The sequence below is a fragment of the Streptomyces sp. MMCC 100 genome (genome assembly GCF_041538145.2).
Lineage (GTDB): Bacteria > Actinomycetota > Actinomycetes > Streptomycetales > Streptomycetaceae > Streptomyces.
This window is the reverse complement of sequence record NZ_JBGORK020000001.1, coordinates 6,170,439-6,183,232: the sequence shown is the minus strand read 5'-3', so window position 1 is coordinate 6,183,232 and position 12,794 is coordinate 6,170,439. Positions and strand designations below refer to the sequence as shown.

Sequence of the window (12,794 nt, the reverse complement as noted above, 5' to 3'; positions counted from 1 at the left end):
AACCCGTGGGCTCCGGTTGTGTGCGCGAGGCACGACCAGGTCGAAGCCGGGGAAGCCTCGTCCTGATGATCCGCCCACAGTCCCCTGTGGGCGGGTGTATCTCTCATCTGCGTAGAACCTACGGCAGGGGGTGCGCTCAGGACAGGGCCATCGGCGTCCTGCCATCCACCTCGCACACGTTCTTCACACGCTCTGTCGCTCACCCCGCCAGGCGTGCGAAACGCGGCTCAGATGCGCGTTCGGCACTCGTGCGGGTGCGCGAGCGCGTCCGCGCTCAGACGCGGGTGAAGGCCTGCTCGATGATGTCGAGACCCTCGTTCAGCAGGTCCTCCCCGATGACCAGCGGCGGCAGGAAGCGCAGCACGTTGCCGTAGGTGCCACAGGTCAGGACCAGCAGGCCCTCGGCGTGGCAGGCCTTGGCGAGCGCGGCGGTCGCCTCCGGGTTCGGCTCCTTGGTGTCGCGGTCCTTGACCAGCTCGATCGCGATCATCGCGCCGCGGCCCCGGACGTCGCCGATGACGTCGAACTTCTCGGCCATGGCGGCCAGGCGGGACTTCATGACCGCCTCGATGTTCTTCGCCCGGGTGTTGAGGTCCAGCTCCTTCATCGTCTCGATGGCACCGAGCGCGCCCGCGCACGCCACCGGGTTGCCGCCGTAGGTGCCGCCGAGGCCGCCGGAGTGCGCGGCGTCCATGATCTCGGCGCGGCCGGTGACGGCGGACAGCGGCAGACCGCCCGCGATGCCCTTCGCCGTCGTGATCAGGTCCGGGACGATGCCCTCGTCCTCGCAGGCGAACCACTGGCCGGTGCGGCAGAAGCCGGACTGGATCTCGTCCGCGACGAAGACGATGCCGTTGTCCGAGGCGAACTCGCGGATCGCGGGCAGGAAGCCCTCGGCCGGCTCGATGAAGCCGCCCTCGCCGAGCACCGGCTCGATGATGATCGCGGCCACGTTCTCCGCGCCGACCTGCTTGGTGATCTGGTCGATCGCCTGGGCGGCGGCCTCCGGACCGGCGTTCTCGGCACCGGTCGGCCAGCGGTAGCCGTAGGCGACCGGCACGCGGTACACCTCGGGCGCGAACGGGCCGAAGCCGTGCTTGTACGGCATGTTCTTCGCGGTCAGCGCCATCGTCAGGTTGGTCCGGCCGTGGTACCCGTGGTCGAAGACGACCACGGCCGGCCGCTTGGTGTACGCACGCGCGATCTTGACGGCGTTCTCGACGGCCTCGGCACCGCTGTTGAACAGCGCCGACTTCTTCGCGTGGTCGCCCGGCGTCAGCTCGGCCAGGGCCTCGGCGACGGCGACGTAGCCCTCGTACGGCGTGACCATGAAACAGGTGTGGGTGAAGTCGGCGAGCTGCGCGGACGCCTTGCGCACGACCGCCTCGGCGGAGGCGCCGACGGAGGTCACCGCGATGCCGGAACCGAAGTCGATCAGACGGTTGCCGTCGACGTCCTCGATGACGCCGCCGCCGGCGCGCGCGACGAAGACGGGCAGCGTGGAGCCCACACCCTGCGCGACCACGGCCGTACGGCGGGCCTGCAGCTCCTGCGACTTCGGGCCGGGAATGGCGGTGACGACGCGGCGCTCCTGCGGAAGTGCGGTCATGGGGGGCTCCTGGGGTCGTGCCGGATCCGCGGGACCTGGTGTGCCTGCGGGATCCGCGGGATCTTACGGACGCTTGCCTTCTTTTCTCGCAGGCTAGGACCGGCGGTGTGGGGTGGGCATGCTCCATGTGGGCGTTGTCCGAGCGGCCGGTTGTCCGACATGGACAGGTGCCGGGAACGGCGACATATGGACACGTCGACGCGGGCCCGGCCGCGTAAGCGGTGAACTCCCCTTGGGAGGGCGTTAGATTGGCTCGCTGATGGTGGACGGAGCGGCTGGTCAGGGGGCAAGGGCGATGGACGGCGACGGGACCCGGGACGCGCGGGGCACGCATGCGAATCCGGTGCCGCGCCCGGCGGGGCCTCCCGAGATGCCCGCGGCGCCGCCACGGCCGACGCGGGCACCGGGTGCCACGGACGGCTCGGCCTTTCTGACCTGGCTGCGCACCCCGCGCCCCCAGGCGCTGCCCGGCGTGTGGCGGTTCGGACACCGGCCACGGCCCGAGGAGGAGCCCGAGCGGGTGCCGGGCCGGCAGCTGCTGAGCGGCGCGGTGATCGCGTTCCTCGTCGGCTGGCTGATCTGGTCGCTGCTGTGGAACGGCTACCTCGGCGGCTGGTGGCTGCTGCCCCTCTACGCGATGATCCCGGACTCCTGGGCCCAGCCCCACAGCTTCGCCTCGGTCGTGGTCGTCTACGCCTACTACGTCCTCATCGCCGGCATCATCATGGTCGGCGTCGGCCGGCTCGGCCGCTGGGGCGAGATCTGGCGGCGCTACGGCCCGCCCGCCTGGCGCCGTGCCGCCCCCGGCGGCGGCCCCGCACCCGCCCCCGAGGAGGACCCCGCCGCCTGGCCCGCGCTCCGCGCCGCCGGTGCCCACGACGCCGCCGAGCGGCTCGCCGCCGAGGCGCGCTCGGGGCTCATGCGGGACGTCGACCACGCCCGCATCACCCGCGCCTGGCAGGGCGTCCAGCGCGGGCGGCACAGCCTCGCCACCTTCACCAGCGCGGTGCTCAGCGAGGGTGCGGGCGCCTGCCCGCACCCCTCCGGCGCCCGCGACCTGCCCGCCCGGCAGGCCCGGCACGACCTCGTCACCGGCCAGGTGCGCATCGGCACGGCCGCCGACGACGCCCGCAACCCCTACGCCTACCGCGGCACCGGCCTCGCCCTCGGCCCCGACCTGCTCGGCACCTCCCTGCTCGCCGTCGGACCCGCGGGTTCCGGCAAGACCGGCAGCGTGGTGCGGCCGCTGACCGAATCGCTGTGCCTGCACGCGCTCGCCGGCCGCGCCGCGGTCGTCGTGGTCGGTGCGGCGGGCGCGGACCTCGGCCCGGCCGACGCCTACGACGTCGTCGTACGGATCGGCAACCCGGACTCCGTGTACGACCTGGACCTGTACGGCGGCACCACCGACCCCGACGAGGCCGCCGTCGTGCTCGCCGAGGCCCTGGTCGGCGACCTCACCGAGCAGCACCAGGGCGGCGACACCCGCCGCTCCACCACCGTCCTCGCCCAGCTGCTCGGCCCCTTCCGCGCGGTGCACGGCCGTTTCCCCGGCGTGCCGGAACTGCGGCAGCTGCTGGACGGCGCGCCCGGACCGCTGGCCGAACTGCGCGAGGGGCTGCGCGCGGCCGGGCAGGAGTCCCTGCTGCGCGAGCTGGACGCGCGCGAGCGGCAGATGGGACGGCCCGGGGACGTGGGCGGCGTCCTGGCCGACCGGGTGGCGCTCCTGGACCGCCCCGCCTTCGCCCCCTTCTTCGACACCTCGGGACAGTCCCGGCCGTTCTCCCTCAAGGCCCTCGACCACCCGGTGCGGGTCCGCATCGACCTGCCCCAGCGCGGCCACGCCGACGCCTCCCGGATGCTGGCGCGGCTGGTGCTCGCCCAGTTCACGGCGAGCGTCTCGGTGCGGGAGGACCGGTCGCTGTTCGCCTGCCTGGTGCTGGACGACGCGAGCGGCGTGGTCACGCCGGAGGCGGTACGGGGCGTGCAGCGGCTGCGCTCGGCCGGTGCCGGCGTGGTCCTGACCCTGCGCACCCTGGACGACGTACCGCGCCCGTTGCGCGGGCCGCTGCTCGGGGCCATCGGGTGCCGGATGGCGCTGTCCGGGCTCACCCCCTGGGACGGGCAGGACTTCGCCGAGGTGTGGGGCAAGGAGTGGACCGAGGCCCGCGACGTCACCGACCGGCAGATCATCGCCGAGACCCCGGCCGGCAAAGCCGTGCACATGCTCCGCCGGGTGATCACCGGGAAGGCGCCCACCGCACGCGCGGTGACCGTGCGGCAGGTCGAGCGGGAACGCTGGTCGGCGTCCGAACTGGCGCACGCCGTGCTGGCCGGGCACGCCGTGCTGTCGCTGACCAGCGTCAAGGGGGAGCACGCGCCGCCGCTGCTGGTGGATCTGCGCGGGTGAGGCGTACGGCCCCGGGCGGGCACCCGGGGACCGTACAGTGAGGCAGAATCGACACAGGCCGTTCATACGCGGCGGCCAAAAGATCACCAAGTCTCCACACCGACCCCGCAGTCCCTCGCACCCCCTGACGCAGACCCGAAGGCCAAGGCCCCCATGCCCCCGACGCTCGCCTCGCTCGTCCACCACTCGGCGCTCAAGCTGACCGTGCGCGCCGGCGAGGACCGCCTCGACGTGCCGGTGCGCTGGGCCCACGTCAGCGAACTCGCCGACCCCGTGCCCTACATGGAGGGCGGGGAACTGCTGCTGATCACCGCCCTCAAGCTGGACGCCGAGGACCCCGAGGCGATGCACCGTTACGTGAAACGGCTGGCGGGCGCGGGAGTGGTGGGCCTCGGATTCGCCGTCGGCGTCAACTACGACGAGGTCCCCGAGGCGCTGGTGGAAGCCGCCCGGCAGGAAGGACTGCCGCTCCTGGAGGTGCCGCGCCGCACCCCCTTCCTCGCCATCAGCAAGGCCGTCTCCGCCGCCATCGCCGCCGACCAGTACCGCGCGGTCACCGCGGGCTTCGCCGCCCAGCGCGAGCTGACCCGGCGCACCCTGACCGACGGCCCGGAGGGCCTGCTGGCCGCGCTCGCCGCGCAGGTCGACGGCTGGGCGGCGCTGTACGACGCCTCGGGCGCCGTCGTCGCCACCGCGCCGGAGTGGGCGGGCCGCAGGGCGGCGCGGCTCACCGCGGACGTGCAACGGCTGCGCGAGCGCCCCGCGCCGGCCTCGTCGGTGGTCGGCGGAGCCGGGAACGCCGAGCACCCCGAGAACGCCGACCGGGTCGAGCTGCACTCCCTGGGCACCTCCCGCAGGCCCCGCTCCGCACTCGCCGTCGGCACGGCCGCCGCCCTCGGCACCGCCGAGCGATACGCCGTCCACTCCGCCATCGCCCTGCTGACCCTGACCACGGAACGCTCCCGCTCCCTGCACGAGGCCGGGCTCCGCATCGACGCGGCCGTACTGCGCATGCTGCTGGCCGGCGAGCCCGACCACGCGCGCACGGTCGCCGGGGACCTGTACGGCGGCCTGCTGGACGCGCCGTTCCGGATCGTCGTCGCCGAGGCGGCGGCGGTCCGGGGCAGGGCCGCCACGGCCGCGCAGGCCGCCAGTGACACGGGGAGCGACAGCGGCGGCGACCCCCTCGGCACCCTCACCGAAGTCGTGGAGTCCGCGGCGGCCCGCTCCGGCGAGGCGGTGCTGGTCGTCCCCGAGGGCGAACGCCTGGTCGTGCTGGCCACCGACGGGGGCGCGGCCGTCGCCGCCTGCGTCGAGCACGCGTCGGCGCTGGAGGCCGCCCGCCCGGCGTCCGACTCCCTCTCGGGCGGCGACGACGAGAGCCTGGTCGTCGGCCTCTCGGCACCGTCCGGGCCCATCGCCGCGTCCGCCGCCTACAAACAGGCCGAACAGGCACTGTCGGTGGCCCGCCGGCGCGGCCGCGTCTGCGTGGAGCACGAACACCTGGCAGCCGGCTCCGTCCTTCCGCTCCTCGCGGACGACGCGGTACGCGCCTTCGCCGACGGTCTCCTGCGGGCCCTGCGCGACCACGACGCCACCGGCCGCGGCGACCTGGTGGCCTCCCTGCGCGCCTGGCTCTCCCGCCACGGCCAGTGGGACGCGGCCGCCGCCGACCTCGGCGTCCACCGCCACACCCTGCGCTACCGGATGCGGCGCGTGGAGGAGATCCTCGGCCGCTCCCTGGACGACCCGGACGTACGGATGGAGCTGTGGCTGGCCCTGAAGGCCACGGCACCCGAATAGCCCGCCGGGCACCGAACAGCCCGTCCGGCGTTTGAGGACGAGGCCCGGCCAGGGCCGAAAGGGGGTCTGGGGGCGGAGCCCCCAGGGACGGGAACGGGAAGGGGCGGCGGGGGCGAAACCCGAAAGCCCGCCCTGCCACCGCCCCGCCACCGCCCGTCACCACCCGCCCTCACCTGGCCACACCGTCGAAGAACCCACCCCCACCACGACACCCCGGACAAACGCCCGCCACCCCACCCCGCCCTACCGTGGACCCCGCACCCGTACACACCACCCCCCCAACGCGGAAGGGCCGGGACTCGACAATGACTTCCACCCACGCCTTCTGGCTCGCCGGCCGCCAGGCCACCGGCGAGTCCGACTTCGACGTCACGTCCCCCTGGGACGCCACCACCGTCGGCACGGTGAGCCTCCCCACCGACGCCCAGGTCGAGGAGGCCGTGGCCGCCGCGTACGCCGTCCGTGAGGACTTCGCCGCCACCCCCGCCCACACCCGCGCCGCCGCCCTCGACCACGTCAGCCGCCGCCTGGTGGAGCGTACGGAGGAGATCGCCCGCCTGATCTCCGCCGAGAACGGCAAGCCGATCAAGTGGGCCCGCGGCGAGGTCGGCCGCGCCGTCTCCGTGTTCCGCTTCGCCGCCGAGGAGGCCCGCCGCTTCAACGGCGGCGAGGCCCAGCGCCTCGACACGGACGCCGGCGGTCAGGGCCGTCTCGCCCTCACCCGCCGCTTCCCGAAGGGCGTCGTCCTCGGCATCGCGCCCTTCAACTTCCCCCTCAACCTCTGCGCCCACAAGATCGCCCCCGCGATCGCGGCAGGCGCCCCCATCATCCTGAAGCCGGCCCCCGCCACCCCCCTGTCCGGCCTGATCCTGGGCGAGCTGCTCGCCGAGACCGAGCTGCCCGCCGGCTCCTGGAGCATCCTCCCGGTCCCGAACGACCGCATGCCCGCCCTGGTCCAGGACGAGCGGCTGCCGGTCATCTCCTTCACCGGCTCCGAGACCGTCGGCTACGCGATCATGGACTCGGTGCCCCGCAAGCACTGCACGCTGGAGCTGGGCGGCAACGGCGCGGCCGTCGTCCTCGGTGACTGGGCGAGCGACGAGGACCTGACGTGGGCCGCGACCCGCATCGCGACCTTCTCCAACTACCAGGGCGGCCAGTCCTGCATCTCCGTGCAGCGCGTCATCGCCGACGCCGCCGTCTACGACCGCCTGCTGCCCCGCATCGTCACCGCCGTCGAGGCCCAGGTCACCGGTGACCCGAACGACGACGCGACGGACGTCGGCCCGCTGGTCAGCGAGGCCGCCGCCGAGCGCGTGGAGTCCTGGGTCGAGGAGGCCGTCACCGCGGGCGCGAAGCTCCTCACCGGCGGCAAGCGCGACGGCGCCTCCTACGCCCCGACCGTCCTCACCGACCTGCCCGCCGACACCACTCTCGCCCACGAGGAGGTCTTCGGCCCCGTCCTGAGCGTGCAGAAGGTGACCGGCGAGGCCGAGGCGTTCGCCGCCGTCAACGACTCCAAGTACGGCCTCCAGGCAGGCGTGTTCACCCACGACCTCCAGGCCGCCTTCCGCGCCCACCGCGCCCTGGAGGTCGGCGGCGTCGTCATCGGCGACGTCCCTTCCTACCGCGCCGACCAGATGCCGTACGGCGGCGCCAAGCAGTCCGGCGTGGGCCGCGAGGGCGTGCGGTTCGCGATGGACGACTACACCTACGAGCGGGTGCTGGTCCTCACGGGGCTCGCGCTCTGACGCCTGGCCTCACCCGGCGTCGAGCCGGTGGTCCGCCCAGACGTACGTCCCGGGAAGCAGGTCGCCGACGGGAACCGCGCGGACGCGGTCCCCGTTACCGACGATCACCTTGAGGCCGGGCGCTGGTTGCCGACGACCATGCGGTCGTCCGCACCGGGTTCGTGAACCTCCTGGGTATCCAGGAGGACATCGAGGTCGTCGCCGAGGCAGAGGACGCTGCACGGGCCCAGGCGGTGATCGTCGCCTACGAACTGGGCCTGGTCAGAGCGGGCCGCGAGTCGGGGGCCCGGTACCGGTAGCGACCGGTGCCGGGCCCCGTTCCCGTGCCGGGCCTCTCCGGACCCTCAACCGGAGAAGCCGACGTGCGCGAGCCGCAGTGCGCCGCGCAGCCTGATGCGGAGATCGTGGACGCCCTCGGCGGTGAAGGCGCCGTCCAGCTCCACGTAGTCGTACGGCCCCGCGGTCGGCGTGGCCGGTGACAGCGCCGCCGTCCACGGGTACCCGTCGAGGGCCACCTCGACCGTGCCCCCGCCCGCGACCGACACGGTCACCTCCGCAACACCGGTGCCGAAGTCACAGGCACGGTAGAGAAGTTCGCCCGTCCCTCCGGTCACCGGCGTCACCGCGTCGCCCGCGGCCTTCGTCCGGTCGACGATCTCCGTGCCGCTCTGCTCGTCGAAGTCGGCCGCCTCCAGGCCGCGTTCGCAGACCGGGCGCGGTGCGGCGGGCTCGCCGTCGACCGTGACGGTCGTCGACAGGCGCACGTCGTCGCTGGAGGCACCCACCAACAGGGCGTACGGGCCCGGCTCCAGCCGCCACCCGCCGTGCGCCACGTCCCAGAACGCGAGGGCGGACAGCGGGACCTCGAAGGAGACCGGGGTCGACGCGCCCGGGGCCAGGGTCAACCGGCGGTGGGCCAGCAGCTCGCGGCGCGGGCGCGGAACCGACGGCTCCGCGGCGCGGACGTAGAGCTGGGCCACCTCGTCGGCGGCCACCTCCCCGGTGTTGGTGACCGTGAAGGACACGGACACCGTCCCGTCCCGCACCTCCGCCGTCAGGTCCGCGTACCCGAAGGACGCGTAGGACAGGCCGTGCCCGAACGGGAACAGCGGGGTCCCCTCGAAGTACAGGTAGGTCTGGCGGCCGCCGATCACGTCGTAGTCGAGGAGACCGGGCAGGTCGGTGTCGTCCGCGTACCAGGTCTGCGGGAGCCGGCCCGCCGGGGAGAGGTCCCCGGCGAGGACCCGGGCCAGCGCGGTGCCGGCCGCCTGGCCGCCGTGCGCGGTCCACAGCACCGCCGGGAGCGACTCGACGTCGACCGCGTACGGGTAGGCGGACACCAGCGCGAGCACGGTCGCCGGGTTGGCGGCGCGGGCCGCGCGCAGCAGCCGTTCCTGGTGGGCGGGCAGCCGCAGCGTCGTACGGTCCTCGGTCTCGCGGCCGTTGATGTGCGGGTCGTTGCCCGCGACCACCACGACCACGTCCGCGTCGGCCGCCACCCGCGTCACCGCGTCCTCGCCCCGCTCGGTGACGACCAGCTCGAAGACCTCGGCGCCGGTGTCGTCCGCGCCGTCCGCGGCAACCTTCACGCCGTCGGCGGCGACCTGGACGAGGCGACCCGTTCCCGTGTGCCTCAGGAGGTGACCGTCGTCATGGGGTTCCAGCCGGAAGGTCTCCTGCACGACCCAGCCGCCGGGCTGGTCGGCGGAGGCGCGCACGAAGCCGTCATCGGCGACGGACAGGTAGCGGCCGTCGGGTGCGCGCAGGGTGAGCACGCCCTCGCCCCAGTCGACGATCGCCAGTTCGGTGCCGGTGGCGTCGGTGGTCAGGGGCGGCAGGTCGGTGCGGCCGGCGAGCAGGGCCGGGTCGAGGGCGCCCTCCGTGCCGCGCGCCTCGGCGGGGGCGTCGTCCGACGGCAGGACGTGCAGGAACGTGCCGTCGGCCGTGCGCAGCCTGACCCTGTCCACGCCCTCCGCGAAGCTCACGCGTTCGGCGCCGAACCGCTCGTACAGGCCCTCCAGCGGGGTCGAGCGGTGAATGAGCGTGCCGCTGTACCAGTCGAGCTTGCACTCGTCGGCGAGCAGTCCGACGACGGCGACGCGGGCCCCGGGGGCCAGTGGCAGGACGCCGTCGTTCTTGAGCAGGACCACCGCCTGCTCGGCCGCCTCCCGCGCGAGCGCCCGGTGCTCCGGCGTGTCGAAGTCCGCGGCGGTGTCCGCCGCGCCCGCGTACGGGTCGTGCTCGGGGTCGAACTCGCCGAGCCGGAAACGGACCGACAGCTGCCGCCGTACGGCCGCGTCCACGTCCGCCTCCGTCAGCAGGCCCTGCTCCAGGGCGCCGCGGACCCGCGCGAGGATCTTCGAGGAGTCCGTGCCGTGGTCGGTGAAGCTGTCCACCCCGGCCCGCAGCGCGGCGGCGGTCGCCTCCTCGTGGGTGTCGAAGTAGTGCTCCGAGTCGACCAGGTTGGAGGGCGCGCCCGCGTCCGAGCAGACCAGGAGGTCGTCCCGGGTCCAGGTGCGCAGGTGCCGGCCGAGGTAGGGGGAGAGGTGGTTGGGGCGGCCGTTGACCAGGTTGTAGGCCGGCATCACCCCGGCGACCGCGCCCGCCTCGACCGTGTCGCGGAAGGCCCGCAGGTCGTACTCGTTGAGGACGCGCGGGCGGACGGAGGACGAGGAGGTGTCCCGGGCGGTCTCGTTGTTGTGCGCGAGCCAGTGCTTGAGGACGGGCGCGGTGCGCCAGTACGTCGGGTGGTCGCCGCGCAGTCCCCGGGTGTAGGCGGTGGCGATGGCCGAGGTCAGCTTCGGGTCCTCGGAGTAGCCCTCCTCGTTGCGGCCCCACAGGGGGTGGCGCAGCAGGTTCACGGTGGGGGACCAGACGTTGAGGCCGACGCGCTCGTCCCGCGCGCGCATCGCCCGGGCCTCCTTGGACACCGCCTCGCCGACCCGGCGCACGAGGTCCTCGTTCCAGGTGGCGCCCAGCCCCACGGCCTGCGGGAACACGGTCGCCGGGCCCATCCAGGCCACGCCGTGCAGCGCTTCCTGGCCGGTGCGGAAGGCGGCGATGCCGAGACGCTCGACCGCGGGCGCGAACTGGTGCAGGAAAGCGGTCTTCTCGTCGAGCGTGAGCCGCGACATCAGGTCGTCGACGCGCTTCGCGAACGGCAGGTGCGGATCACGGAACGGCGGCGTGTGTGCGGTCACGTGGAGGTCCCCTTGCGATGGAGCGGGTTAGGACGTCGAAGCGCTTCGATGCTCCGTGCAGCCCTGGGTGGGTGTCAAGGCGCTACGGCGGATCGCAGCTCTGTCCGTGCCACATTTCAACGTGGAAAGGAGGAGTTCGGTCAAGGCCCTTCCCGGCGGTGCCGAGCAGGAATCTTGGGGACGACCCTTGTGCCCCCCGAGGGGTTAACTTAACCTCGCTGCAACATCGAAGCGCTTCGACACGAACTGGTCCCAGTTCCCTCAACACACCGCACCCGACGGCCACCGTCGGGTGTCCCGGTGCGCCACGAAGGCACGAAGGGTTGACGCAAATGACGCCGAACGCCGCCTCCGGTCCCAGCCGGAGAAGTTTCCTCGCCTCCACGGCGGTCGCCACCGCAGCGGTGGCGGGAGGGGTGCCGCTTCTCTCCGCCTGCGGCGGATCCGACGGAGGCTCGCGCGACGGCACCACATCGGGCAAGGACGCCAAGAAGATCCTCCCGGCGTACGTGGCGAGCAACGTGGTCACGCCCGACATCCCCAGCAAGAACGGTTCCGCGGTCGGCTTCACCGGCAAGCTCGACCTGGCGGGCCTGAAGACGTCGGTGCCGAAGAAGCTCGGCAAGGGCGGCAAGGTCACCGTCATGTCGCCGTTCTGGGGGTCCCCGCCCAAGGAGGACAACGCCTACTACAAGGCGATGAACGACCTCATCGGCGTCGACGTGGTCTGGCAGAACCAGGACGGCAACACCTACGACCAGAAGCTCGGCGCCGTCCTCGCCTCCAGCGAGGTGCCCGACGTGGTGGTCGTGCCCGGCTGGAACATGACCGGCAAGATCCCCAGCGCCGTCATCGGCAAGTTCGCCGACCTCGGCCCCTACCTCTCCGGCGACGCGGTCAAGGAGTACCCGAACCTCGCCGCGATCCCCACCGACGCCTGGCAGCGGTCCATCTTCGGCGGCAAGCTGCGCGGCCTGCCCATGCCCTCCTCGCACGTCACCGGCATCGTCCCGCTCTACCGCCGGGACATATTCGAGAAGGAGGGCTACGAAGTCCCCCGCTCGTGCGACGAGTTCATGGCCCTGGCCAAGGACGCCACCGACGCCAAGGCCAAGCGCTGGGCCTGCCTGGACATGAAGTGGACCGCCTTCAACGCCTTCGGCGTGCTCTCCGGCAACGAGAAGTCGCTCGGCTGGAACGAGGTCGACGGCAAGCTGGTCTACCGCATCGAGACCGACGAGTACCTCGAGGCCCTGGAGTGGACGCGCAAGCTGTTCGCGGCCGGCGTCGTCCACCCCGACGCCAAGCTCGGCAAGTCCAACGCCGCCGACCCCGGGCCCAAGTTCGCCGCCGGAGAGTTCCTCATCTACAACCAGGACTCCTCGCAGTGGTGGAGCCGCACCGCGGAACAGGCCACCCAGAACCCCGAGTTCGAGATCTGGGGCATGGACATCTTCGGCCACGACGGCGGCGCCCCCACGCTGTGGGCGCAGAACCCGGCGGGCATCTTCGCCTTCGTCAACAAGAAGGCATCCGAGGCGGTGATCCGCGACGTGCTGGCCGTCGCCAACGTCACCGCCGCGCCCTACGGCACCAAGGAGTACATGGCCACCAACTACGGCGTGGAGGGCACCCACTACACCGTCAAGGACGGCGTGCCCACCAAGACCGACCAGGGCAACATCGACGTGATGAACGCCTACGTGATGGTGGCGAGCCCCGCCGCGACCATCGCCCACCCCGACTTCCCCGAGGTCGCCAAGGGGCAGGTCGAGTGGCAGCAGCGCATGGGAGCCGTCACGAAGAAGCCCTCGTTCTACGGCATGCAGATCACCGAGCCCGCCCGCTGGACCAACCTCTCCAACGACTTCGAGCAGCTGGAGGACGACGTCGTCCGCGGCCGCAAGAAGATCAGCGACGTGCAGCAGGCCGTCTCCGACTGGAAGAGCAAGGGCGGGGACAAGCTCCGCGACTGGTACCGGAAGATCCTCGACGAGAACGGTCCGGCGGCCGGCTGACCA

6 protein-coding genes and 1 pseudogene are annotated in these 12,794 nt (G+C 73.0%); 5 read left to right on the top strand and 2 right to left on the bottom strand.

Annotated elements, in window-relative coordinates:
• Window positions 1-274: 274 nt before the first annotated feature.
• Window positions 275-1,609, bottom strand: a complete 1,335-nt coding sequence (gene gabT / locus ABS735_RS28470; protein WP_373904340.1) for a 4-aminobutyrate--2-oxoglutarate transaminase — start codon at window positions 1,607-1,609, stop codon at window positions 275-277.
• A gap of 295 nt (window positions 1,610-1,904) precedes the next feature.
• Here gabT and ABS735_RS28465 point away from each other — a divergent pair, with 295 nt between their 5' ends.
• The 4 genes and pseudogenes from ABS735_RS28465 to ABS735_RS28450 form a co-directional block, all read left to right on the top strand.
• Window positions 1,905-4,019, top strand: a complete 2,115-nt coding sequence (locus ABS735_RS28465) for an ATP-binding protein (RefSeq protein WP_373904339.1) — start codon at window positions 1,905-1,907, stop codon at window positions 4,017-4,019.
• Between the two features lie 153 nt (window positions 4,020-4,172).
• On the top strand, window positions 4,173-5,822 hold the full coding sequence (locus ABS735_RS28460; RefSeq protein WP_373904338.1) for a PucR family transcriptional regulator: 1,650 nt from the start codon (window positions 4,173-4,175) through the stop codon (window positions 5,820-5,822).
• A gap of 305 nt (window positions 5,823-6,127) precedes the next feature.
• Window positions 6,128-7,573, top strand: a complete 1,446-nt coding sequence (locus tag ABS735_RS28455) for an aldehyde dehydrogenase family protein (protein ID WP_373904337.1) — start codon at window positions 6,128-6,130, stop codon at window positions 7,571-7,573.
• A gap of 122 nt (window positions 7,574-7,695) precedes the next feature.
• Window positions 7,696-7,821: pseudogene (locus tag ABS735_RS28450) on the top strand (DNA-binding response regulator); the annotation flags it as partial.
• A gap of 96 nt (window positions 7,822-7,917) precedes the next feature.
• On the opposite strand, the gene ABS735_RS28445 reads toward ABS735_RS28450, so the two are convergent.
• The gene (locus tag ABS735_RS28445) at window positions 7,918-10,773 is read right to left on the bottom strand and encodes a glycoside hydrolase family 3 C-terminal domain-containing protein (RefSeq protein WP_373904336.1); all 2,856 of its coding nucleotides are present in this window, start codon (window positions 10,771-10,773) and stop codon (window positions 7,918-7,920) included.
• A gap of 332 nt (window positions 10,774-11,105) precedes the next feature.
• On the opposite strand from ABS735_RS28445, the gene ABS735_RS28440 reads away from it, so the two are divergent.
• Window positions 11,106-12,791 (top strand): extracellular solute-binding protein, encoded by a 1,686-nt coding sequence (locus ABS735_RS28440; protein ID WP_373904335.1) that lies wholly within the window; start codon window positions 11,106-11,108, stop codon window positions 12,789-12,791.
• Window positions 12,792-12,794 lie beyond the last annotated feature (3 nt).